The organism is Sporosarcina sp. G11-34, from assembly GCF_026931025.1.
Genome location: NZ_JAHNZW010000002.1, coordinates 396,602 through 421,092, shown reverse-complemented (window position 1 = coordinate 421,092; position 24,491 = coordinate 396,602). Strand labels below are relative to the sequence as shown.

27 protein-coding genes are annotated in these 24,491 nt (G+C 39.6%); 15 read left to right on the top strand and 12 right to left on the bottom strand.

What is annotated here, in order from left to right; all coding sequences use genetic code 11:
- Positions 1–193 precede the first annotated feature (193 nt).
- Positions 194–898, bottom strand: a complete 705-nt coding sequence (locus tag KSU66_RS04020) for a response regulator transcription factor (RefSeq protein ID WP_269050125.1) — start codon at positions 896–898, stop codon at positions 194–196.
- 147 nt (positions 899–1,045) lie between these two features.
- Entirely contained in the window at positions 1,046–2,038 is a 993-nt protein-coding gene (locus KSU66_RS04015; RefSeq protein ID WP_269050124.1) for a lipoate--protein ligase, read from the bottom strand.
- Positions 2,039–2,134: 96 nt separating this feature from the next.
- On the opposite strand from KSU66_RS04015, the gene yhfH (KSU66_RS04010) reads away from it, so the two are divergent.
- The 5 genes from yhfH (KSU66_RS04010) to yhfH (KSU66_RS03990) all read left to right on the top strand — a co-directional run bounded on the left by yhfH (KSU66_RS04010) (position 2,135) and on the right by yhfH (KSU66_RS03990) (position 3,078).
- A complete protein-coding gene (yhfH, locus tag KSU66_RS04010; RefSeq protein WP_443028932.1) occupies positions 2,135–2,302 on the top strand; it encodes a protein YhfH in 168 nt (55 codons plus the stop codon).
- 80 nt (positions 2,303–2,382) lie between these two features.
- Positions 2,383–2,508 carry a protein YhfH gene (gene yhfH / locus KSU66_RS04005; RefSeq protein ID WP_269050122.1) on the top strand — a complete coding sequence of 42 codons (126 nt, stop codon included), beginning with the start codon at positions 2,383–2,385 and terminating at the stop codon, positions 2,506–2,508.
- A gap of 79 nt (positions 2,509–2,587) precedes the next feature.
- Positions 2,588–2,713 (top strand): protein YhfH, encoded by a 126-nt coding sequence (gene yhfH / locus KSU66_RS04000; RefSeq protein WP_269050121.1) that lies wholly within the window; start codon positions 2,588–2,590, stop codon positions 2,711–2,713.
- A 79-nt stretch (positions 2,714–2,792) separates the two neighbouring features.
- Positions 2,793–2,918: a protein YhfH gene (yhfH, locus tag KSU66_RS03995; protein ID WP_269050120.1), complete on the top strand. Its 126-nt coding sequence runs from the start codon at positions 2,793–2,795 to the stop codon at positions 2,916–2,918.
- Positions 2,919–2,952: 34 nt separating this feature from the next.
- The gene (yhfH, locus tag KSU66_RS03990) at positions 2,953–3,078 is read left to right on the top strand and encodes a protein YhfH (protein ID WP_269050119.1); all 126 of its coding nucleotides are present in this window, start codon (positions 2,953–2,955) and stop codon (positions 3,076–3,078) included.
- A 157-nt stretch (positions 3,079–3,235) separates the two neighbouring features.
- Here the strand turns inward: yhfH (KSU66_RS03990) and KSU66_RS03985 are convergent, their stop codons facing one another.
- The 4 genes from KSU66_RS03985 to hemE form a co-directional block, all read right to left on the bottom strand.
- Complete coding sequence (locus KSU66_RS03985; RefSeq protein WP_269050118.1) at positions 3,236–3,790, bottom strand: DUF4358 domain-containing protein; 555 nt, start codon at positions 3,788–3,790, stop codon at positions 3,236–3,238.
- A gap of 274 nt (positions 3,791–4,064) precedes the next feature.
- Positions 4,065–5,480 (bottom strand): protoporphyrinogen oxidase, encoded by a 1,416-nt coding sequence (hemY, locus tag KSU66_RS03980; RefSeq protein ID WP_269050174.1) that lies wholly within the window; start codon positions 5,478–5,480, stop codon positions 4,065–4,067.
- 24 nt (positions 5,481–5,504) lie between these two features.
- Positions 5,505–6,440, bottom strand: a complete 936-nt coding sequence (gene hemH, locus KSU66_RS03975) for a ferrochelatase (protein ID WP_269050117.1) — start codon at positions 6,438–6,440, stop codon at positions 5,505–5,507.
- Between the two features lie 36 nt (positions 6,441–6,476).
- Complete coding sequence (gene hemE / locus KSU66_RS03970; protein ID WP_269050116.1) at positions 6,477–7,526, bottom strand: uroporphyrinogen decarboxylase; 1,050 nt, start codon at positions 7,524–7,526, stop codon at positions 6,477–6,479.
- Between the two features lie 208 nt (positions 7,527–7,734).
- Here hemE and KSU66_RS03965 point away from each other — a divergent pair, with 208 nt between their 5' ends.
- The 3 genes from KSU66_RS03965 to KSU66_RS03955 all read left to right on the top strand — a co-directional run bounded on the left by KSU66_RS03965 (position 7,735) and on the right by KSU66_RS03955 (position 10,280).
- The gene (locus KSU66_RS03965) at positions 7,735–8,256 is read left to right on the top strand and encodes an antibiotic biosynthesis monooxygenase family protein (RefSeq protein WP_269050115.1); all 522 of its coding nucleotides are present in this window, start codon (positions 7,735–7,737) and stop codon (positions 8,254–8,256) included.
- A 131-nt stretch (positions 8,257–8,387) separates the two neighbouring features.
- Positions 8,388–9,551: a M20 metallopeptidase family protein gene (locus KSU66_RS03960; RefSeq protein ID WP_269050114.1), complete on the top strand. Its 1,164-nt coding sequence runs from the start codon at positions 8,388–8,390 to the stop codon at positions 9,549–9,551.
- 165 nt (positions 9,552–9,716) lie between these two features.
- Entirely contained in the window at positions 9,717–10,280 is a 564-nt protein-coding gene (locus KSU66_RS03955) for a competence protein ComK (protein ID WP_269050113.1), read from the top strand.
- A gap of 264 nt (positions 10,281–10,544) precedes the next feature.
- Here KSU66_RS03955 and KSU66_RS03950 read toward each other — a convergent pair whose 3' ends face one another.
- From KSU66_RS03950 to KSU66_RS03940, 3 genes are all read right to left on the bottom strand, one after another.
- On the bottom strand, positions 10,545–11,123 hold the full coding sequence (locus KSU66_RS03950) for a nuclear transport factor 2 family protein (RefSeq protein ID WP_269050112.1): 579 nt from the start codon (positions 11,121–11,123) through the stop codon (positions 10,545–10,547).
- Between the two features lie 61 nt (positions 11,124–11,184).
- Positions 11,185–11,859 carry a response regulator gene (locus KSU66_RS03945; RefSeq protein ID WP_269050111.1) on the bottom strand — a complete coding sequence of 225 codons (675 nt, stop codon included), beginning with the start codon at positions 11,857–11,859 and terminating at the stop codon, positions 11,185–11,187.
- Between the two features lie 27 nt (positions 11,860–11,886).
- Positions 11,887–13,044 carry a sensor histidine kinase gene (locus tag KSU66_RS03940; protein ID WP_269050110.1) on the bottom strand — a complete coding sequence of 386 codons (1,158 nt, stop codon included), beginning with the start codon at positions 13,042–13,044 and terminating at the stop codon, positions 11,887–11,889.
- Positions 13,045–13,190: 146 nt separating this feature from the next.
- Between KSU66_RS03940 and KSU66_RS03935 the strand changes: the two genes are divergently transcribed.
- Both KSU66_RS03935 and KSU66_RS03930 read left to right on the top strand, forming a co-directional pair.
- The gene (locus KSU66_RS03935; protein WP_269050109.1) at positions 13,191–13,823 is read left to right on the top strand and encodes a YigZ family protein; all 633 of its coding nucleotides are present in this window, start codon (positions 13,191–13,193) and stop codon (positions 13,821–13,823) included.
- A 93-nt stretch (positions 13,824–13,916) separates the two neighbouring features.
- Positions 13,917–14,966: an LCP family protein gene (locus KSU66_RS03930; protein ID WP_269050108.1), complete on the top strand. Its 1,050-nt coding sequence runs from the start codon at positions 13,917–13,919 to the stop codon at positions 14,964–14,966.
- 242 nt (positions 14,967–15,208) lie between these two features.
- On the opposite strand, the gene KSU66_RS03925 is transcribed toward KSU66_RS03930, so the two are convergent.
- The gene (locus tag KSU66_RS03925; protein WP_269050107.1) at positions 15,209–16,252 is read right to left on the bottom strand and encodes a glycosyltransferase family 4 protein; all 1,044 of its coding nucleotides are present in this window, start codon (positions 16,250–16,252) and stop codon (positions 15,209–15,211) included.
- A 230-nt stretch (positions 16,253–16,482) separates the two neighbouring features.
- On the opposite strand from KSU66_RS03925, the gene secA2 reads away from it, so the two are divergent.
- Positions 16,483–18,843 carry an accessory Sec system translocase SecA2 gene (secA2, locus tag KSU66_RS03920; RefSeq protein WP_269050106.1) on the top strand — a complete coding sequence of 787 codons (2,361 nt, stop codon included), beginning with the start codon at positions 16,483–16,485 and terminating at the stop codon, positions 18,841–18,843.
- A 323-nt stretch (positions 18,844–19,166) separates the two neighbouring features.
- Positions 19,167–19,403 carry a hypothetical protein gene (locus KSU66_RS03915; RefSeq protein WP_269050105.1) on the top strand — a complete coding sequence of 79 codons (237 nt, stop codon included), beginning with the start codon at positions 19,167–19,169 and terminating at the stop codon, positions 19,401–19,403.
- A gap of 278 nt (positions 19,404–19,681) precedes the next feature.
- Here the strand turns inward: KSU66_RS03915 and KSU66_RS03910 are convergent, their stop codons facing one another.
- A complete protein-coding gene (locus KSU66_RS03910; RefSeq protein ID WP_269050104.1) occupies positions 19,682–20,389 on the bottom strand; it encodes a glucosamine-6-phosphate deaminase in 708 nt (235 codons plus the stop codon).
- 262 nt (positions 20,390–20,651) lie between these two features.
- On the opposite strand from KSU66_RS03910, the gene KSU66_RS03905 reads away from it, so the two are divergent.
- The 3 genes from KSU66_RS03905 to KSU66_RS03895 are packed head-to-tail and all read left to right on the top strand — an operon-like array spanning position 20,652 to position 22,964.
- Positions 20,652–20,780 (top strand): cytochrome c oxidase subunit 2A, encoded by a 129-nt coding sequence (locus KSU66_RS03905; protein ID WP_269050103.1) that lies wholly within the window; start codon positions 20,652–20,654, stop codon positions 20,778–20,780.
- Between the two features lie 25 nt (positions 20,781–20,805).
- Positions 20,806–21,309, top strand: a complete 504-nt coding sequence (locus KSU66_RS03900; RefSeq protein WP_269050102.1) for a cytochrome c oxidase subunit II — start codon at positions 20,806–20,808, stop codon at positions 21,307–21,309.
- Positions 21,309–22,964, top strand: a complete 1,656-nt coding sequence (locus KSU66_RS03895) for a b(o/a)3-type cytochrome-c oxidase subunit 1 (protein ID WP_269050101.1) — start codon at positions 21,309–21,311, stop codon at positions 22,962–22,964. Before KSU66_RS03900 ends, KSU66_RS03895 begins: the two co-directional genes overlap by 1 nt.
- Positions 22,965–23,027: 63 nt before the next feature.
- Here the strand turns inward: KSU66_RS03895 and KSU66_RS03890 are convergent, their stop codons facing one another.
- Positions 23,028–24,338, bottom strand: coding sequence for an NAD-dependent malic enzyme (locus KSU66_RS03890; RefSeq protein ID WP_269050100.1), 1,311 nt, complete (start codon positions 24,336–24,338; stop codon positions 23,028–23,030).
- Between the last annotated feature and the right edge of the window lie 153 nt (positions 24,339–24,491).

Genomic DNA, 24,491 nt, shown 5'->3' with positions numbered 1-24,491 from the left:
TAAAACGACCGCCTTAAGATGAATTTCCCACTCAAATACCCAACCGTTAAAATCATACTTATGACTAATGAGTAAATAGCTGTATCATAATTACGAAAACCATCCAACCAGTATAGAAGAAAAATGAAACAAGTAAGAGCGAATTGAAAAATGAGTAATGAACTATGTTCCCTCAAAAATAACTTGATGGGTTTCATAATTCCTCTGGTGCAAGAACAAATCGGTATCCGGCACCCCGAACTGTTTCAATCAAAGACAATACATGATAATCCGTAAGTTTTTTCCGCACACGCGTCATGTTAACATTAAGTGTATTTTCATCGACAAATGATTGATCGTCCCATAGTTCTTCGAGCAGACTTTCCCTAGAGACAATTTTAGGCGAGGCATTCATTAAAAGTTCTAGAATGACGCATTCTTTTTTTTGCAAAGGTACAATTACTTCCCTAACATGCAGTTCCATCCGTTCAATATACAAAGTTAACAGTCCGCTTTTCACTGTGCGCTCCGATTGCGACGGCGCGTACTCCCCAAATGATCTGCGTAAATGGCTCCTAATCTTTGCAAGGACGATTTCATAATGGAAAGGTTTCGTTATAAAATCATCCCCTCCATTTTCCAAAGCAAATACTTGATCCATGTCACCAGAACGTGCAGAAATGAATAGAATTGGACATGTCGTATGTGTCCGAAGTTGACGACACCAGTAATACCCATCATAAGAAGGTAAGTTAATATCAAGTAGGATGAGATGCGGATCAAACGCGAGGCATTCTTCGGTTACCCGATCAAAATCTTCGATGATTTCGACGTCGTATTGGTATTTACGAAGTGTATCCGCTATTAGTTGTGCTATTTTTTTATCGTCTTCAACAATGAATATACGATGTTTCTTCATTTGGTATTCCCCCTTTTACTTCATGATTTAATTATAAGTGAAACGTAAGAAGTATGCCTGCATATCGGTGCTTAGTTTGACAAATTGGGCGATTCGTGAATACTCCCCACAATAAAAGCCTGACAAGTGTCAGGCTTCCTAAAGTGATTAATAAATTAGTTGAAGAAGTTCTTCTTTCGTAATTCCGCCCAATATGGTTGGGATGTCAATTGTAGCAATCGCTTCACCGATCGCCTGTCTGTCGTACTTAATGCCTTTTAATCTTTCTTCAACAGCTTCCACTTCTCCAACACCAAAAAAGTCACCGAAAATTTTCACGTCTTCAATGATTCCTTTATTTACTTGGAGACGAATATCAATACTGCCTACTGGGAAGCGATGTGAATGTTGCATGTTGAATTTTGGTGATTTCCCATAATTCCAATCCCAATTTGCATAGCGCTCTTTTGATAACTCATGAATATTTGTCCAATCGTCTTCCGTCAGTTCCAAGTATTGAATTTTTTCTTCCCCGCCAAAAATCGATTTCAACACTTCAAGACGAAATTCTTCAACTGTCATCGGCTCTTCCAGGAACTCCGAAATATTTGCTACACGGCTTCGGATCGATTTAATCCCTTTGGATTCGATTTTATCTTTACGAACTTTCAACGCCGACACTACTTCGTCGATTTCCGTGTCAAACATTAACGTCCCATGGCTAAACATACGACCATTTGTTGAAAACTGTGCATTCCCTGAAATTTTTCGCCCGTTAACAAGAATATCATTTCGTCCAATAAGTTCCGCCGTTACACCCATTCCCGCAAGCGCTTCGACTACTGGTTGGGTGAACTTCTTGAAATTACGGAAAGATTCCCCATCGTCTTTTGTAATAAAGCTGTAATTCAAATTCCCTAGGTCGTGATAAACTGCGCCTCCGCCCGATAGGCGTCGCACAATTTTAATGCCATTCGCATCTACATACTTCGTATCAATTTCCTCAATTGTGTTCTGATTTTTTCCTATGATAATTGAAGGTTCATTAATATAGAACAGAAGAAACGAATCCTTGTCAATGTCCATCGTTCTTAAAATATACTCCTCAATCGCGAGGTTAATTTCCGGATCTGTAATCCCTTTATTATCAATGAAATACATATAAATCGCTCCTCATTTAATATACTCTTTTATATTTTATCTGAAAAGTTTATAAATGTGTTGACTTTTGATTGTGTGTTGTAATACACTACTAATATGAACACGAGTTATAGTACAGAAAAAGGAGGAGAATTCAATATGTTAAACAACGTTATCGAATTTTTCAAAAACCTACCCGTAAAAAAATGTATTACTTGTGGCGAACAGATTGAAGAACAACACAAATCATACCGCAACCAATGCGACAAATGTGTCATCCTATAATTTTTTTTGCATATACTGTACTACCACACATACAATATAGTAATTAGTACTAACACACTTTAGAGGGGGGTGATTCGGATATGCTAGACAACGTGATCGAGTTTTTTAAAAACTTACCGGCTAAACTTTGTACGTCATGTGGCAATGAAATCGAAGAACAACATGAGTGCTACAACAACAAATGCGACAAATGCAACATCCTATAACTTTTTGTACATGCTGTACTACCACATATGTGATATAGAGAAATAGTACTAATACACTTTCGAAGGGAGAGAATGGAATATGTTAGACAACGTGATCGAGTTTTTCAAAAACCTACCCGCAAAACTTTGTACGTCATGTGGCAATGAAATCGAAGAACAACATGAGTGCTACAGCAATGTATGCGACAAATGCAACATCCTATAATTTTTTGTACATGCTGTACTACTACATTTATGATATAGAGAAATAGTACTAATACACTTTCGAAGGGAGAGAATGGAATATGTTAGATAACGTGATTGAGTTTTTCAAAAACTTACCGGCTAAAATTTGTACGTCATGTGGCAATGAAATCGAAGAACAACATGAGTGCTACAGCAACAAATGTGACAAATGCAACATCTTATAAGAACTATCACCAATAATTAAAGGAGATGAAATAAATGATTGAAAATATAATCGAGTTTTTTCGCAACTTACCTGCAAAAAACTGTGCGACTTGTGGTGAAGAAATTGAAGAACAACATGAGTGCTACAACAACAAATGCGACAAATGTAACATCCTATAAATATAATTAGCAGCTGCGGAGATTTAAAAAAATCCGACAGCTGCCTTTTTTTGTTCTATTTCCATAAAAATACAATACTACTAAAACCATTCGAACACATCCGATTCGAAAAAGACATCCCCAAGAAACTACTTAGGATGCCTTCGACTGTTATCCATTACTTCACTTTTTCATTGAAAATCTTTTCAATCGCACTTGGATCATCGTACGTTATGTAAATTAAGTACGTACCTTTCGTAATAATTATATTATTTTCCACTTTTTCATATTGATCTGGTAAATACATTTCCCATGTTGTAATTTGTGCGGCAAGTTCTTTATCAAGCGCCTCTTTTATGGACTCAACATGCGCCTTCTCCTTCGCTTTCAAAATGAATATTTCATTTGAATTGACATTCATCATCGGCATAAGAACAATTCCTTCTTCGAGTTCTTCCCCTTTCAGTCCCATTCTTTCATAGAGCATCGTAACCATGGGATCTTCGCCATCTTTGTCAGTAAAATCAGCTTCAATATACCCCTGAAGTTCGCCGTCGACAAGCACATTATCATCGCCAAAGTCTTCCTGCATATCTTTCGCTATTTGCTCTTTAACCGCATCCATTATGTCGGCAACCGGTACAGCAGACGACTCTTTTTTGTCAGTACCACCGCATGCGGTTACAAGTAATATCAACGCGGACACTCCTAAAACACTTAAAACCTTCTTCATGTTACCCCTCCTAAACTAATTTTACACACCATTGGACGGGGTAGAAGAAGATGAGTTACATACTTCACGAATATATATAACGGACCTTTGAAGCGGCTTAATCCTTGCCCGCGAAAAGCGTCCGACTGCAATGGAAGTCAATCGACATTTTATACTTACCTTTGTAGAATGTTGAACTATGAAATCTACATATACTAAAAAAATTATCATTCCCCACAAAAAAAGACCATCCCCAGGCCGGATAAATCTCCGGTACCTAAGGACAATCTCTATGTTAAAACAATTCTTCCAATACTTCTTTCACAGCTACTTTTCCTTGGTTAATACAGTCAGGGAGCCCGACACCTTCATAAGATGCACCCGCCAACTTCACATGCGGGAACTTCTCTCGCAATCCCTCACGTGCCATCACAAGACGTTCGCGGTGTCCCACAGTATACTGTGGCATTCCTTCTTTCCAACGCGAAACGACTGTGAACTCTGGATCATCTTTAATCGTCATTACTTTACGTAAATCAGCAAGAACAATTTTTTCAATTTCCGCATCAGGTAAATCCACAATCGATTCATCACCCGAACGACCAACATATGACCGGATTAATACTTTTCCATCCGGCGTTGACGTCGGCCATTTACGATAGGACCACGTACACGCAGTAATTGCATAATCACTATTACGCGAAACAAGGAAACCCGTTCCCTCCCGATCTTGAACAATCGACTCTTCGGTAAACGCCATCGCAACGTTTGCAACTGTTGTTGACGGCATATCTTTTAGCTCTGTCAACAAACCGTGCGGTGCAAACAAATTACGTGCCACTTGGTGTGGTGTCGTCATAATCACTGCATCTGCTTCAACAACGCGTCCATCGTTAAATTGTAGAACTGTCTTAGCTCCAACCTTATCGATTTTATCGACACGGACGTTTTTAATAACAGACCCAGGTTCAAGTTGCGCTTCAATTGCTTCGACTACCGTTTCCAGCCCGTTTCGGAACGTATGGAAAACGCCTTCTTTTTTAGCACCGTACCCTTCTTTTTGAGGTACTTTTTTCGGCGATGTTTTCTTCATCCCTTTTATTAAACTACGATGATTTTGTTCAACTTCTTGAAACTGCGGAAATGTGGATTCAAGGCTAAGTTTATCGAGATCACCTGCGTAAATTCCTGAAAGTAGTGGCTCTATAAGATTTTCAACAACTTCCCTACCCAATCGCCTGCGGAAAAATCCACCGAGCGATTGGTCTCCTTCTATATGTGAACGCGGGATAACCAAATCCCCCGCTGCACGAAGTTTTCCCGAAAGTGAAAATAATCCAGAAAATATAAACGGTCTCAACTCTGTCGGAATTCCCATAACGGAGCCCCCAGGAATCGGGTGAAGGGTTTCATTCAACAAAATATAAGCCTGCCCCGTTGCATTGCGAACCAAATCTCCATCTATTCCAAGGTCTTCCGCTAAAATACCAAAACTCTTTTTTCGTATAAGAAATGAATCCGGACCACGCTCAATGATAAAACCGTCACGTCGAATAGTCTGGATTTTTCCACCAAGACGATGTGATGCCTCAACGAGCAAAACTTCAAGCTGAAGTCCTTTTTCACGCGCCTCTTTTTGCATATAATACGCTGCGGTTAGCCCAGTAATTCCTCCCCCAACGATAACGACTTTTTTCTTTCCTTCGCTCATGTCCATCATTACTTTCTATCGATATTAGTTTGCTTCACTCAGTTTTGACAACACTGTATCTACCATCGCGTTTACGAATAGCGGGTCAATATTCGGCATTTCGGGGCGATAATAAGATGCACCAACTTCATCACAAACGACTTTGCACTCATAATCATTATCATAAAGAACTTCCAAGTGATCTGACACAAATCCAACGGGCGTATAAACGAATGTCGTATACCCTTTTTCTTTATGCAAATCTCTTGTCAAATCTTGAACGTCTGGTCCTAACCAAGGTTCAGGAGTTTGTCCTTCACTTTGCCAACCGACTTCATAGTTTTCAATACCAGCCGCTGCCGCAATTAAATCTGCAGTTTCTTGTAATTGGTCTGCGTACGGATCACCGTTTGCGAGAATTTTTTCAGGAAGTGAATGTGCAGATACGATAAGACATGCGCCTGCTCGTTCCGCCTCACTCATGCCTTCATACGTTTCACGTACTTTATCCGCCCAAAATTCAATGAACTTCGGCTCCTTGTACCAGCTTTCGACGGATGTAATCGTCATGCCATATTTTTCGGCTTCTTCTTTCGCACGTCCATTATAGGACTTAACAGAAAACGTTGAGAAGTGTGGTGCAAGTACAATCGACACTGCTTCTGTAATGCCATCATCATGCATTTGTTTAACCGCATCTTCTATAAATGGCGTAATATGTTTTAATCCAATATACACCTTATATTCTATTTCTTCTTGTACTGCATTCAAACGATTGCAAAGCGCATTTGCTTGGTCTTTCGTAATACCCGCAAGCGGTGAGATTCCACCTATTGCTTTATACCGTTCCTCCAAGTTTTCCAGCTGTTCAGGTGCTGGCGGACGACCACGTCGGATATGCGTGTAATACGGTAAAATATCTTCTTCGCTATACGGCGTTCCGTATGCCATAACTAATAAGCCCATCTTCTTTCTTGTCATTCCGTCACCTCTAATTTAATCAAATTCGTTTAAGGGTTACCCTTTTGCTTTGCGCAATTCCGCACTATATGTGTGTACTAATTCAGTTAACTTTTTCAATGTTGCTGGTTTTACATCTGGGAAAACACCGTGGCCCAAGTTGAATATATGGTTCCCGTGCTCGACACCTTGTTCGATAATTACTTTCGCACGTTCTTCGATAATGCTCCAATCTGCAAGAAGAAGTGATGGATCTAAGTTTCCTTGCACTGGTTTTGTAACACCACGTGCACCCGCTTCTGCAATTTGCAGGCGCCAATCAAGACCGACAACATCTACTGGAAGGTCATGCCATTCGTTCACAAGGTGGCTTGCACCTACACCGAATGTAATGAGTGGAACGTTTAGTTTACGTAGTTCCGTGAATATATGTGTCATTATAGGTTTAATGAAGATCCGATAGTCAGATACATTCAATGCCCCTACCCAAGAATCAAAGATTTGGATTGCTTTTGCACCCGCATTTACTTGTGCAGTAATATACGTAATTGTCATTTCCGCTAGCTTATCCATTAATGCAAACCAAGCTTCTGGTTCAGATACCATAAACGACTTCGTTAAGTTATATGATTTTGAAGGACCGCCCTCAATCATATAACTTGCAAGTGTAAATGGCGCACCCGCAAAACCGATAAGTGGAACATTCAATTGCTCTTGCGTCAAAATTTTGATTGTCTCAAGGACGAAAGGAATATCATCTTGCGGTGAAAGTTCACCAAGATTGTAAACGTCTTGCACAGTACGAATCGGGTTACTAATTACTGGACCGACGCCTGATTTGATCTTTACATCGATGCCAAGACCTGGTAATGGTGTGACGATATCTTTATATAAAATTGCCGCGTCAACATCGTACTGATCTACAGGAAGCTTTGTAACGTATGCACAAAGTTCTGGTTGCTGCGTAATTTGTTCAAGGGAGTTATTTTCTTTTATCTTTAAGTACTCGGGCTGTGAACGACCCGCCTGTCTCATATACCAAACTGGAGTATGTTCGATTTTTTCGCCACGTGCTGCGCGAAGAAGTGTATCATTAAATTTAGTCATGAATACTATTCCCAACTTTCAAATCATATTTTAATTATAATTATCTATCCGTCTTAAATTTTAGACGTTTCCCCCTCAGTTGTATAGGCGAATGCATCAGTTGTCATATAATTGTACTTACTTTGTTGCCACAGTTTTGTCAATATTGGTTTTAATATTTGAATTTAAGGGAAAATGTTAAGAGATAAGACTTAGGGAGGTTGTTTATTTGAAAATTTACTTAACATCCGGCACGATGGACTTTATGAAATCACTCAGAAAAAAGTATTCTGCTGAATCAATGATTGTTATGTATGGTGCAAGTAATACGGTTTTACTGCATGAAACGGAAGGGAAATCACTTTTCCAAACACCACTTCGTTATGAAGTAATTGGCACTTCCGGATCATTAAAAGAGGACGGATACTTTGCTTTTAATCATATTCCTGTTACCGATGAAGGACGTCCTATTTTTGAACATCGTTTTATGATGCGAGACAACTCGACTGATTCACAACCTGGATTCATCGCGATTCGCCTACTTCGTCCACTCGATTCAAACACGTACATTGTACTGACGGAGTGGGAAAATGCGTCTTATTATCACAAGTGGGAAAACTCAGCTTCATTTCAACAAGTAAATAAGGAAAGTATTGCGGGTGCCGATAAAACGCTCCATATTTTCTCGAGTGCTCCTCACATAACTAAATATCACACGAAAAAAAGTAACGAAAACGAAGACAAAGCGTAGTCCCTTTCAGGGCTACGCTTTTGTTTTACTTAGGCGCCACTTAAACTTTTTCACTTTACATAGTTTAGATACTATTGCTATAATTTAAATATTAATATATTAACTAAGCAAAGTTTGGAAGGGGTTATTAAATGAAAGAAAAGTTATTTGAAAAACTCACCAATTCTTATGAGGATATGGTTGTTATGCGCAGGTACCTTCATATGAATCCTGAACTATCTTTTCAAGAAGAGAATACTGCTAAATATATAGCTGATTTTTACGCAGATCTCGGTGTAGACGTTCGTACAGGCGTCGGTGGAAACGGTGTCGTTGCCCGCGTGAAAGGTGGAAGACCTGGAAAAACGGTTGCACTACGTGCCGATTTTGACGCACTACCTATCCAAGATGAAAAGGAAGTACCTTATAAATCAACAGTTCCCGGTGTTATGCACGCTTGTGGACATGACGGTCACACTGCAACATTATTACAACTTGCAAAAGCAATCCATGAAATGCAAGAAGATCTTGCCGGTGAATATGTTTTCATTCACCAACATGCGGAAGAGTTTGCTCCAGGCGGCGCGAAACCAATGATTGAAGACGGTTGTTTAGACGGTGTAGATGTCATCTTCGGAACACATTTATGGTCACAAACACCGGCGGGCACGATTGAATACTTAAGCGGCCCAGTTATGGCTGCCGCAGACCGATTTGATATTACCATTCAAGGTGCAGGCGGGCACGGTGCAGCTCCTCACCAAACGAAAGATGCAGTCGTTATCGGTTCAGCCCTTGTCACGAACTTACAACAACTTGTCTCTCGTCGAGTGAACCCAATAGACTCTGCTGTATTATCTGTTGGCTCATTTATCGCCGATAACGCGTTCAACGTCATCGCGGACTCCGCGAAACTTGGTGGTACAGTTCGAACGTTCAATCCTGAAATTCGTGACTTAATGGAAATTGAAATGAAACGCGTCACCGACGGTACAGCACTTGCGAACGATTGCACAATCGAATTTGAATATGTACGTGGTTATCCCGCAGTCGTCAACCATGAAACGGAAACCGAATTTTTGAAAACAGTTGCAGAGAATATACTTGGCGCAGATCACGTCGTTGAGTCAATCCCCCAAATGGGCGGAGAAGACTTTGCATACTATCTTGAAAAAGTACCCGGAACATTTTTCTTTACAGGTGCAAGTCCAGAAGATCCATATCCACATCATCATCCTAAATTTGACTTTGACGAAAATGCAATGCTTGTTGCAGCCAAAACACTTGGCGCCGCGGCGATCGAGTACCAAAACTAAAATAAAGTGGTCTTTTCTCTTATAGGAGAAAAGACCACTTTTCTTTTTGGGACTATTCATCATCCCAAAAAAGTATTCAGATTATTCCATTTAAACTATTGATTTATCAAAAAAGTTCTTTATAATATTAGTTGTTATTACAAGAAAATACAAGGAGTGGTTTAAATGGACAAAAAGAAAAAAACTACAAACTATCACATTTCTTTTGAGACACTAGTTCTAAAGCCCATATTTAAAGAGAACAAAATGTCGACACAAGTCATCGAACAAAAACAAGAACTTCTAGTGTATGAAAAACCAAAAAGTATCGTGGTCAGATCCCTTAAGTATTACGGAAACACATTAAAAAATGCCGTAATTCTGTCCAAGGAAAAACTAGGTGATCGACACAAAACACCAATCATAGTAGCTCATGATTTTGGTGTACCTTTTATTTTCCTGCCAACGATGTCGCCAAGATCGCCACATAATGTTTGGATTTCTTTACATGGAATTGATGATATTGTTCCCGATGAAATGGGTTGTATCGTCCATTTGATAAATGGGACGAATATAAAATTAAATGCATCGACAACAACAATGCACCGTCAGTTTACGTTTGGGGTGCTGCTAGAGAAAGAATTCCAGAAAAAACAAAGACGACTAAATAGACCATTCTTTTACCAACAACCGGATATTCAAAGGAAGAATGATGATAAGGAAGAAGATGACGACAAAAAGGAGTCTTAAACGAACCATCCGTCATCGTAAAAAGAGTACTAAGCAACACTTCTGTTGTGCAAGCGAATGTTCAAGTAACGATGATCTTCGTAACCATAATAGCTAAACTAAAGGCCCAGCAAGTAGATCCTCGTATAAATTAGTTTCATATAATTGCGCGTAAGTAAATAATCGTTTTCTTCAACTTCGCTTGCGCAATCTTTATAGAACATTTCTGCGGAAAGTGTCAACAAAAAAACTTCCAGCCGAAGTAGCTAGAAGTTTTCAGTACACCTATTTCTTTTCTTCATCACCAATATAATGAATTGAAGATACTAACCAATTTCCATCTTCTTTCGTAAACACTGTTACTTGGCGACCAGCTGGGTTAACCGCTAAACCGGAAGATATTTGTTTCATCGACGTTTCTAAGACCGAAAATACTTGAGCTTCTTTTTCAGAGTATTTAACGATTGTCACGTCTGTCGCTACGCGGTCAAGCTCATATTCGTTGAACACTTCTTCCGTCATATATACACGTTCTTCTTCCTTGTCGAAACTTTCCGTGTTCTCGGACAGCGTTCCAAGATAACGTTCGATATCTTTTTTATTAAATGCATCAATATAAACATTAAACGCATTTAGAATCGCTTCTTTTTCTTCACTAGGGACATTTTCTGCTTCCTCTATTGTTTCACCAGTTAGACTGAAACCTACTTTCTTTTCATCAACGCCGTGACCAATCGCATCATTGGTATTTGGCGCTTCCCCATCATTTACTCCGCCTTGATTGGAACCTTGCTCCTTATCACTTGCACATGCACCAAGTAGTAAAACCATCGATAATGCCATTGAAATCCATACTTTTTTCATACTTTCTTCCTCCCGAACATGTAAAAGGGCCGCTCCCGACGGAAGGCCCTTTGTTTTGTTTTTACTTTACTTCAACCCAACCATTTTTAATGGCTGAGACGACTGCTTGTGTCCGATCATTTACAGCCATCTTCTGCAGGATACTCGACACATGATTTTTAACCGTCTTTTCTGATATGAATAGCGTTTCACCAATCGTCCGGTTACTTTGCCCATCTGTCAATAACTGCAACACTTCACACTCTCGCTTTGTAAGTAAGTGGAACGGTCGACGAATGTCATTTTGTTGAAACGACCCCTTGTGCTCCTTATCGCTTAACCTGCGAAACTCTGTTACAAGGTTATGCGTAACTTTGGGATGTAAATAAGAACCGCCTACTGCAACAACTTTTATAGCCTGAATAATTGCTTCCGCATCCATTTCTTTCAACATATAGCCAAGCGCACCTGTTTTCAATGCATGAGAAACGTATGATTCGTCATCATGAATCGATAAAATAATTACTTTTGCGTCTGGATATTCTTTAATAAGACTTTCTGTTGCATCGATACCATTCACTTCTGGCATATTAATGTCCATGAGAATAACATCAGGCTTATATTGCTCGTACAGATCCATTACATCGCCACCATCGTCGCCTTCTGCAACAACTTCAAATGTGTCTTCAAAATCTAGAATACGTTTTACTCCTTCGCGAAATAGTTGATGGTCGTCTATAATAATAATTTTCGTCATTTTATTTCCTCCTAATGATTCTATTATCTATCCATCGATTTTGTCTTTCTTGAGCGGAATTTGAAAATCGATTTTCGTACCGTTTCCCGGAGTAGAACTTATTTTCATATTTCCTTTCAATAAATCAATTCGTTCACGCATACCAATAAGCCCAAAAGACTTATCATGCACCTTTTGTGGATTGAATCCTTTGCCATTATCTTCAACGACAATATTCAATACACAACTAAGCACTTCAATCCTAACCCATATGTCCCTTACATTTCCATGCTTTAACGAATTTGTTACAGATTCCTGCACAAGCCGAAAAACCGCCACTTCAAAATCTGTGTGTAAACGTTTTTTCATTCCATTATCTTCAAAATGAATGTTAATATTCTTTTCAAATTCGCCAATTTTGGACAAATACTTTCTTAATGTCGGAATAAGTCCTAAGTCGTCGAGTGCCATCGGTCTCAAATCATAAATGATACGACGTACTTCTAAAAGTGCGTCTTTTACCGTCAATTTTAAATCCGCCATTTCCGCAAATGCGGGTTCCGGCCCTTTTTCAGCATACATCTTCTCAATCAAACCGCACCGAAGCAACACAGTTGCTAGCGTTTGTGCAGGTCCATCGTGAATATCACGCGACAGTCGTTTCCGCTCTTCTTCTTGCGCTTGAATAATTCGAATGCCATAATCTTGTTTATGCTTTGCATTTGCAAGTGCCACCCCAACATTTTTCAAATCCGATGTTAAGTAATTAACAACAATGGCCACTTGACTAATCAGTTGATCAGCACGTTCAATTGTATCTAATAGTGCTGCAAGCCGTTTTTCCAAATCTTCTCGCCGTTCTCGAAGCCGTCTTTCTTCCATTCGATTCACCGATAATCGGACCAGCAAATCATTTGCGACTTCGTACGCCTCTCGTACTTGCACTTCCGAATACTTCATAAAGTTTTTTGATACATCAGCAAGACGCTTGCGGGAATCGTGCGTCATTGTTTCCAAATAATTGCCCTCAGTGGTTACCACAATCATGCTTTCTTTCACTTCTTCAAGTTCTTTTTTCATCTCTTCGAAGCTTTCCCGATTCTGTTCGCTTATAATGAAGATATCATTCTTTGATTGATCCATCGTGTGTACCATACTGCCAAATATGGATTCTAGCAGATTCAGGTCAAATTTAATTTCAGTCATCTTTTCCCTCCAGGTCCAAGCGAAGACCATTTTCTGTATCATGAAATGTAGTAGTCCACTAAATTTCTATACACACTATATTGAGTATATCATCATAAAACCCAATCGTTATTAAAATTGTATTACAAGTACTGGAGGTATTGCAAATGCGTAAAGATTACCATACCGTGAAATTTTACGGAGAAAGTGAAATCGTTATTCAAAAATCAAAATTCCTCACATTTGTTAAACGAGCAACAACCGAAGAAGAAGCAGTTGATTTCATAAATGAAATCAAAAAATTGCACCATACCGCCACACATAATTGTTCAGCCTACCTTATCGGAGAACATGATGGCATTCAAAAAGCAAATGATGACGGCGAGCCGACTGGAACCGCAGGCGTACCTATGCTGGAAGTGTTAAAGAAACAAGGACTACAAGATACCGTCGTCGTTGTAACACGTTATTTTGGCGGCATTAAACTCGGTGGCGGTGGCCTAATACGTGCTTACGGACGTGCAACAACGGAAGGCATTACCGCAACGGGCGTTGTTGAACGAAGAAATCATTATCTAATAAAAGTTACGATAGACTACACATGGCTGGGTAAAGTTGAAAATGAAGCACGGCAATCCCCTTATCCACTAAAAGAAATTTTGTATGCAGATGGCGTCGAGCTTTTTCTGTATGTCCCCATCGCGAAAGAAAGTACCTTTATTGAATGGATGACAGAAATGACAAATGGCCAAGCGAAAATCGATGTAGTCGATAATGCCTTTCTCGAGTTTGACGTCTAATTTATTTACGTATGTTGAATAAAGTAGTATAATTGCTAAGATTGTAATTGGGTTGTGATACATACCTCACACCGGGGTCGGAGGGACCAATGAATGAAAAGAAAAGACTACAGAAAACAAAAAAATAAATCATCCGGCAAACGACGCGTCTTAAAAGTATCACTTCTCGTTTTACTTTCCCTGTTTCTTGTCGTTGTTGCATATGGCGTTGTATTACAAAAAAAAATGATCAATGCCGCTAACGATTCATACGAAGCAATTGGTGATCGATCGAAATCTGATTTTCGTGATATAGTCGTTGAGCCAATAAAAGACAATGTTTCTATTCTTTTTATAGGTATTGATGAAAGCGATACGCGTGGTAAAGAAAACGGTCGTTCAGACGCACTGCTTGTTGCTACTTTGAACCAAAAAGACAAAACTATAAAACTATTGAGCATTCCCCGCGACTCACGTGTTTATATTCCTAGTAAAGATAAAAAAGACAAAATAAATCATGCACATGCATTTGGAGGCACTAGCGGAACGATCGACACAGTCGAAAACTTACTTGATATTCCTATTGATTATTATGTAAAAATGAATTTCAATGCATTCATCGACGTCGTTGACGCTCTTGGCGGTATTGAAGCTGAAGTACCCTATGATCGTTTAGAAAAAGATGAATTCGATCAAAATACAATTGAACTTAAAAAAGGACTTCAACACCTCGACGGTCAACATGCTTTGGCACTTGCACGCACACGTAAACTAGATAGTGATGTCGAACGTGGAAAACGTCAACAAATGATTTTAGAAGCCATCATGAAAGAAGTAACTTCTGTCTCTTCAATTACAAAGTATGGAAATGTGATTGACGCGGTCGGAAATAATATGAAAACGAATATGAGATTCGGTGAAATGAAAGCATTTCTAGAGTATGTAAAAGGTGGAAAACCTCAAATTACCCCGCTTAACTTGAATGGGTATGATGAATATATTAACCATATCTATTATTGGCAGCTAGATGACGAAGGTCTGGACAGCGTACAACAAGAACTGCAAGCACATCTAGAAATCACACCTTCATCTTCACTCGTAACAGACGAAGGCGATGATCCCTCTCAAATTGATGAAATTGCAAATGAAAGAGACTATGACTAATAACTTTAAAAAAAGACAATCCGTTCGATTTTGAACGGATTGTCTTTTTTTATGCGTAGGACGAGAACACCCGTGACTTCAGTCGTGGGATGAATCGTCTTTTTTCTTGATTCTATCTATGTCTTCACGGGCTAGACTAAGAATTTCCTATACTATACGCTTTCGGTAGCACCCATAAAAAACGACTACATCTCCTTCTTACTCAAAGGGTATGTAATCGTTTTATGTTTGTTTATTTAGATTTAGCGTCCAATCATTCGAACGAGATTCAATAATGGTCGGTAGTTGGCCCCAGCTAGTCCAATTACTTCAACAAGTACCTCAATTGCTAAAAGCATTATGACAAGTAGCAAAATGGATCCTAAAACGGTTGCTTGTGAAAATAAAATTGCTGCAACACCGAATAATGCCGCCAATCCGTAAATAATCAATACAGTTTGTCTATGAGAAAAACCAGCACGTAGCAAACAATGATGTAAATGAGATTTGTCTGGCGCTGAAATTTTTTGTTTCATTCGGATGCGTCGAACTATCGCGAAAAATGTATCTGAAATCGGTACTCCGAGCATAATAACCGGAATGATTAGTGAAATGAACGCAACGTTTTTAAAACCTAGCAGTGCAAGAACAGAAATCATGAAGCCGAGAAATAGCGATCCCGTATCTCCCATGAAAATCTTCGCTGGATGAAAGTTGAAAAACAAAAATCCGAATGAGCTTGCTGCAAGAATTGCCGCCGTTGCCATAACAAATGGATTCCCCATTATAATCGCCATAATAGAAATTGTAATAAGCGCGATTGTGGAAACGCCTGCCGCGAGTCCATCCAATCCATCGATTAAATTAATCGCATTCGTAATACCAATGATCCAAATAATTGTAATAGGAATACTTAAATAACCAAAGTCAAGTTGGCCAAGAAGTGGTAGATTAATAAATTCAATTTGTAGTCCGCCCCAAGTAACAACAACTATGGCTGCAGCCAATTGGCCAAAAACTTTTGCCTTCGCTGTAATTTCAAACATGTCATCGAGAAATCCTGTCATAATAATAATGAAGGCACCGACGAGTATCCCAGTGGCGTGTTCATCTTTCGGCATGTACAAAAAATAGCCTATCAGAAATGCACCAAATATAGCAAGACCGCCAATACGCGGCATTATAGACGCATGTACTTTTCGGTAATTGGGCTTGTCAACTGCACCAATACGGAACGCAAATTTTCTGACGAGCGGAGTAAGTATGATGGAAGATGCGAACGCAACGACCATTGTAAAAAGTAACATGTCCTTCCTCCCTAAAAAACTCGATATATTGATATTTCAAGAGTATTATAACATGTATAAAATAGAAAAGCATCTTTCGCTAGATAATGGTTCTTTTTTCACTCGCCGTTATTTTCCCCCATATGCGAAAGACTATCCAGTCTTTCTTGCTTATGGTAGTCATTCAGCGTTCTTTTTGTTAAAATAAACACGGGTCTTTTAATTGACCCTATAAAAAGGAGCGTTCATTCATGTTATCAATTTTTAAGCGTTCAAATAAAACGAGCGAACGACAATTAAAAAAATACCGAAAAGTTGTCGATCAAATAAATAAATTAGAGTCAACATATGAAGCCATGTCCGATGAGCAATTAACTGGGATGACAGAGATGTTGAAAAACCGTGCTTTGGCGGGTGAAAGCAACAAATCTCTCATTCCAGATGCCTTTGCTGTTGTCCGGGAGGCTGGAAAACGAGTTCTAAATATGCGCGCTTTCGATGTTCAACTTATCGGGGGTATCGTTTTGACAGAAGGTAATATTGCAGAAATGCCTACTGGAGAAGGTAAAACGCTTGTCGGTGCTTTTCCGTCTTATATCCGTGCACTCGAAGGTAAAGGTGTCCACATTATTACAGTAAACGATTATCTCGCACAGCGTGATTACGATCAAATGGGGCAAATCCATCGTTTTCTTGGCCTTACTGTCGGACTCAACTTACCAATGATGCAAGGCGAGGAAAAACAACAAGCTTACCAAGCCGAGATTACATACGGTGTTGGGACCGAGTTTGGTTTTGATTATTTGAGAGACAATATGGCTCAAAACAACGACCAAAAAGTTCAACGCCCTTACCATTTTGCTATTATCGACGAGGTTGATAGTGTTCTTGTTGACGAAGCAAAAACGCCGCTTATTGTTGCTGGTAAAATGCAGGCGGATGCAGATTTGCATTATATTTCTGCAAGACTCGCAAAACGTTTCAATAAGGGTATTGACTTCGATTTTGATGATGAAACAAAGGCAACTTCACTTACCGATACAGGTATTGAAAAAATTGAAAAAGCTTTCGGTGTAGATAACCTTTATGAACTTGAACACCAAACACTTTACCACTACGTTCTTCAAGCCGTCCGAGCACACGTTATTTTCGAACGTGATGTTGATTATATTGTGAAGGATGAAAAAATTGAACTTGTTGATATGTTTACGGGTCGTATAATGGAAGGTCGTACACTTTCTGATGGACTTCACCAAGCAATCGAAGCAAAAGAAGGACTTCCTATTACAGAAGAAAACAAAGCACAAGCACAAATTACAATTCAAAACTACTTCCGTATGTATCCGAGTCTTTCAGGTATGACGGGAACTGCCAAAACACAAGAGAAAGAATTTCGTGAAGTTTACGGAATGGATGTTATCCAAATTCCGACAAATCGACCACGTATTCGAATAGACTCCCCAGACCAAGTCTACGCAACGATAGACCAAAAATATAAAGCGATGGCGAAAGAAGTCGCTAACCGTCACAAAAAAGGTCAACCTGTGCTCGTTGGAACAACATCTATTTTACAGTCTGAAAAAGTAGCACACTATTTAGACGAACATAAACTTAAATACAATCTATTGAACGCGAAAAGTGTGGAACAAGAAATTTACCTTATTTCACAAGCCGGTCAGCAAAATCAGATCACTGTCGCTACAAACATGGCGGGCCGTGGAACCGATATCGTTCTTGGTGAAGGTGTGGCGGAATACGGTGGGTTGTTCGTACTTGGAACAGAAAAACACGAAAGCCGTCGCATTGACAACCAGCTACGTGGTCGTTCAGGTCGCCAAGGTGATCCAGGTGAAAGCCGATTCTTCCTTTCGTTAGAAGACGACATGTTTAACCGTTTTGCAAAAGATGACATCGAGAAATTCCGAAAGAAAGTAAATACGGATACTAATGGATTAGTGCTCAACGTAGAAATTGAGGAAATAACCGAGAGAACACAGCGAATCGTTGAAGGTGCACATTACTCAATGCGCGAATATAACTTAAAACTTGACGATGTCATTAACGATCAGCGAAAAGTAGTCTACACACTTCGTGACAGAATACTAGCAGGCGAAAATACACTTGAGCAACTAAAAGTAATGCTTAATGAAGCCGTTGAATTCGTCGTTCTTGAAAGTTGTCCGGATAACGATAGTCCAACAAACTGGGATTTCGAAAGAATTGAACGTACGATGAACGCACTTCCGCTTGACCCGGTTGCAATTCCGCGCACCATGGAAAAGACGACCGATATTATGAAATTATTCGAGGGACCTATTTCAGAACTGCTCGCGTATATCGATTTGTTCAAAGACAATGAACGAGTAATCGAAATGATTCCACAAGTTATGCTGTCACATATCGACGCAATGTGGGTAAAACACCTTGAAGTGATGAGCCGTTTGAAAGAAGGAATTGGACTTCGCTCTTATTCACAGGAAGATCCGATGCGTATTTACCAACGTGAAGGACTTGAACTTTTTGGCGGTCATTATCAAAAGTTACGCCGTGATATTGCTGCTGAAGTCATTGGCTTCATGAAGTTTGTTACCGAACAACAGGATAATCAATAGACCTAAAAGAAGCATTCCTTTTCATGGAATGCTTCTTTTTATTGGTGATCTTGTAAGGAGATTTTAGCCGATTAAGAGGACATTAACACAGATTGGGCTGACATTCCCGACCAAAAGCGATGAATTACAACGTCGGAGGTGTGAATTACAACCAAAGTCGTCCGAATTACAACGTCGGTGGCTTCAGCTCCCTAGCAAGGCGCCTGTGCTCTGTTTGTATGCGTATGCAAATTTAGGCTCGTGTGCTTTTTTAGTTGTTTACAAACTTCTAAAAAAGGGAAAGGGATGTTTAAGAGCTATTTTACAGAAAGGAGATCACAATAATGGAACGGGAAAACCAGTTCTTTAAGACACCTAAACGGCAACAAGTCTTCGTAAAAAACTTTGGCGATTCCAACTTCCCTTTTAACCCCGCTGCCGGCGATTACGAACCCTATATAACTAATGAAACATTGCATTTGGCAAAAGAAAGCCAGGGTCATTCAAATAATCAAATTAAAGCGGGCGAAATTGATAAATTTCGAGCAACTTTTAACAATCTTCACCCTCCCAAGCTGTAACTATATAGGTTGAACTAAAGAAAGTGACACTTAGTTGATTGAAGCTGAAAGCGTCCGCCCGGAACGGAAATCAACGACCCGGTAAAGTGATCATCATTGGATTTTTTCAGGTTAGAATCTTTAATTCAACATATATATTTTAGATGAACTTGTGAATATGAACACCAATCCAGCGAAGGTAGGCCCCAAGTGCCAAGTGTTTTAGCAGGATTCTTTATTTCAACTGAAGTTTCCCCATCAAAAAGACCGCACTCCTTTTATAAGGTGCGGTCTTTTTGCTATTTCCTAATATCCAAATCGGTAATGATTGTCACGTCGTTATGACCAAGAAGTGCCGTAATCGGCCATTCAGTCGTCATATTCCCTTCCAATAACTTCGTAATGGCTACACGTTTCTTTTCACCAAAAGCAAGTAAAACAATTTTTTTTGCACGTGTAATCGAATTGATCCCCATCGTCAGTGCTGTTTCCGGGATCTTTTCATCGTTAGCGAAATACTGACTATTCACACCCAAAGTCGATTCCGTTAATTTCGCTACGTGAGTTCTTGAATCAAACGACGTACCCGGCTCATTAAATGCAATATGACCATTCTCACCGACACCAAGTAATTGAAGGTCAAGTGGATATTTTTCAAGCAGTGCCTCAAAATCCGCACATTCTTTATCCAAATCCTCTGCCAGACCATCTATTGTGTGTGTTTTCTTAAACTTCTTTTCGTTAAAAAGATGTTCTTGCATAAAATACGCATAACTATTTGGACTCTTGGCCGATATGCCAACGTACTCATCCAGATTGAACGTAATTACATTTTCAAAGTCTAAATTTGACGCTGTCCATTTTCTATATACAGGAACCATTGTGCTTCCCGTTGCAAGACCTATCACATGAAGCTGACCATTCTTAAGCTCTTCTTCTATAATCTGATACACATGTTCAGCGCCTTCTTCTGAACTCGTAACTTTAATAAGTTTTAAATTACTCATCGATTCAACCGACCTTCACTAATTATTTATCTTTTCATTGTAATTTCTAACCACAGGATGGTCAACTATTGCCCCTTCATCCGGAAAATACAAAAAGGTGAATTATGGACTTCTTGACAAATCTATTAATGTCTTGTGAAGAATGTGTGAATTAATTCTACTTTCCTGCCGACATAGGGATTTCCCTTATTCTCATATTTAATCGCAAGACTATGATTAGAAGTAACAAGACCTTCATTGCCCATCGAAAGGAAGTGAAAATGTGAAAAAAGAAAATAATGAACAACAAACCCCAATCAGCTATAAAGGAACATTCATCGCAGTCATGTTGTTAGGTGTTTTCATCCTCGCATCCTGGTTTGGTACGTATGCATTATTTCTTTCAAGGTAAATAACAATTGACTGGAGGAATAAACTTGAACTTGCACAAATACGAAAAAATATGGCTAACTTTTGGTATGGCCTCTCTTGCACTCTTTTTAGTTATCATTGGATTCGCAGCCTTTTGGAAAGGCACACATCCACAGAGCCATATTGAAACAATCGATCCTCAAAACATTGAAGCCCACGAAGCGTTTAAACCGGAAAATCTAGGTTTACTCGAAGTTGAAGACGGAAAATACATAGTAAACATGGTCGCTTCCGCTTTTAATTATGATTTTGGTACCGATGAGAATGGAGATAACGTAAAAACCATTCGCGTGCCAAAAGGTTCAACAGTCCTTTTTCAAATCACTACTACTGACGTTGTTCATGGCTTTCAAGTTGCAGGAACAAATATCAATATGATGGTTGAACCTGGACATATTAGCCGTTTTGAAACGGTTATGAAAAACACCGGAGAATTTACGGTCGTTTGTAATGAATATTGTGGTATTGGGCATCATCTAATGTTTGGAACAGTGGAGGTGTATGAATAATGAGTACAATAGAGCGAAAGTTTACGAAAAAAGAATCTAGATTGTATATGGCTTTCATGTATGTCACATACATTTCTCTCTTAATTGGTGGATTAATGGGTTTATTGCAGACTCTAGCGCGTTCAGGGAAATATAATTTACCATTCGGCATTGATTATTATACGATTTTAACCGTACACGGTGTAATCCTAGGTCTTGTTTTAACTACATTTTTTATTATTGGATTCCAATTCTCACTTTTAGGAAAAACTGTTGGTATATCTGATAAGCAACTGAAAATAGGTTGGATTTCATTTTGGGTAATGGTTATTGGTACGATTATGGCGGCTACTACAATACTTGTAGGTCAAGCTTCCGTCCTGTACACATTTTACGCACCGCTTCGGGCACATCCAGTCTTTTATTTCGGGCTTGCACTTGTCATTATAGGAAGTTGGATTGCTGCATTCGTTAACTTCCGCCAGCTATACGTCTGGAAGAAAGCGAATAAAGGACAAAAATCTCCACTTCTTGCTTACATGGTAACAATCAACATGATCATGTGGGTAATTGCTTCCCTTGGTGTTGCAGTATCTGTTCTTGTGCTGTTCATCCCGTGGTCGCTTGGTTACGCGGAAACGATTAACGTACTACTCAGTCGTACATTATTTTGGTATTTTGGTCACCCACTTGTTTATTTTTGGTTGCTACCTGCTTATATGGCATGGTATGCAGTCATACCAAAAATTATTGGTGGAAAACTATTTAGTGATTCGCTTGCACGAATGGCTTTCATCTTATTACTTATGTTTTCGATTCCAGTCGGCTTCCATCACCAACTGACAGAACCAGGAATTGATCCTACATGGAAGTTCATTCAAGTCGTATTGACGTTCATGGTAATTATTCCATCACTTATGACTGCGTTCTCTATTTTTGCAACGTTTGAAGCTACCGGACGTAAAAAAGGATTTTCTTCTTTGTTTGGCTGGTTTAAAAAATTGCCGTGGACGGACGTTCGTTTCTTTGCGCCATTCATCGGTATGGTCGCATTTATCCCCGGCGGAGCAGGCGGTATTATTAACGCATCCCACCAAATGAATGCGCTCGTTCATAATACCATTTGGATTACGGGCCACTTCCATTTAACAGCCGCAACAACAGTTATACTCACATTCTTTGGAATCACATATTGGCTTGTTCCCCATCTAACGGGTAGAAGGCTCACGCCGAAGTTAAATAAGCTGGGTCTGATCCAAACGTGGATTTGGACAATCGGAATGGTTATCATGTCGGGTTCTATGCATATTCAAGGGCTTATTGGTGGACCCCGTCGTTCAAACTTCTCCGAATATGCCGGTGGTGAGCAAGTGGCGTCTTGGATCAATTACCAAATTGCACAAGCTGTTGGAGGGACGATTCTGTTCGTCGGAATCATACTAATGGTTCATATCTTCATCCAACTTACATTCTTTGCACCACGCGGCTTTCAAGAATTTCCAATCGCGGAAGAAGAAATCGATGCAGAACCTGCACCAAAAGTTCTTGAAAACTGGTATTTATGGATTGGTATTACGATTGCATTGATTCTCTTTGCCTACACCATTCCGGTCTTTGACATATTAAAACACTCACCACCCGGCTCACCTCCATTCGATTGGCCAATTGGTAAATAAAACAAGAAAAAACTACTCCGAAATTCAGACATAGTCTGGATTAAAGAGTAGTTTTTTTATCTTTTATTGCAGTGCAACGCGCTCGACCGCACTCGCAACATTCTCATGAACATTTGGATCGAGTGGATGTGGTACAAGATCACCCGGTTTTGTGCTTTCAACAATCGCTAACGCTGCGGCAATTAGCATAGGATATGTAATTTCTTTCGCACGGGCACTGAGTGCTCCACGGAAAATACCCGGGAAACCAAGAATATTATTGACTTGACGACCATCTGCTGCAAATGCTGCGCCCGCTTTAAGCGCATCACTCGGTTTAATTTCTGCGTGCGGATTCGATAAAGCTAAAATAATTTGTCCTTTACGCACCATTTCAGGTTTAATAAGGCCTGCTACACCTGTTGTTGCGACTACAATATCAACAGTAGACATTAACTCCTCTACCGAGCCAACGACAGTACCGCCATGTTTAACGAGCCGTGTGCGCGCCGCTTCGTCCATATCTACGCCACGGACTTCTTTCACACCATAAGCTAAAAGCATTCGACTAATCGCAAGACCCGCAGCACCTAGACCAATTTGTCCAACAACTGAATCCTCAATTTTAACACCCGCTTGCTTACAAGCCGAGATTACCGAAGCGAGTGTCACTACCGCTGTCCCATGTTGGTCATCATGCATAACCGGAATCGGAAGTTCTGCTTTTAATCTTGCTTCAATTTCGAAACAATGCGGAGAACCGATATCCTCAAGCAAAATTCCACCAAAACCTTTATAAATATTTTTCACCGTATTGACCACTTCATCTACATCACTCGTATCGAGAAGAATCGGTATTCCACTAATCCCAGCGAACTGATCAAAAAGAACCGCCTTGCCTTCCATCACAGGCATACCCGCAACTGGACCAATATTACCTAACCCAAGAATGGCCGTACCGTCTGTGACAATCGCAACTGTATTTGAAATTCCCGTGAAGTAATTTGCTTGCTCAGGATCTTTTTTAATCAATTCACAAACATTCGCCACTCCAGGCGTGTACACTCGTTGGAGATCCCCAAGTGAGCGGATTTCCATACGGCCTTTCATATGAATCTTTCCACCCTCATGTGCTTGTAAAACGTCATCCGTGACGGCACGGACGATAATATTTTTATCGAGATCATTTACCGCATCTACGATTTGCAAGAAATGCTCTTCGTTTCTACATTGAATCGATATGTCACGAATTGTCGATAATGTACCTATTTTAATTGTTTGTATATCACCCATATCACCTTCAAGTTGACCAATCGCGGTTGCAACTTTCGCAAAGTTTCCCGGCGAAGAAGGTGTCTCGATAATAAGATTTCTCAAAAATTGAGTTTGTTCCATATGTATAACCTCCTGAATATGTATCAACCTTATATTGTACACGGAAGGAAGTCTATCGTAAACGGAAGAGTATTTTTGCCCCTCAAAAAAACATAAGATGGAAAATAATTTTCCAGTACATCCCATTCAATAACCTCAATATATTTCACTATT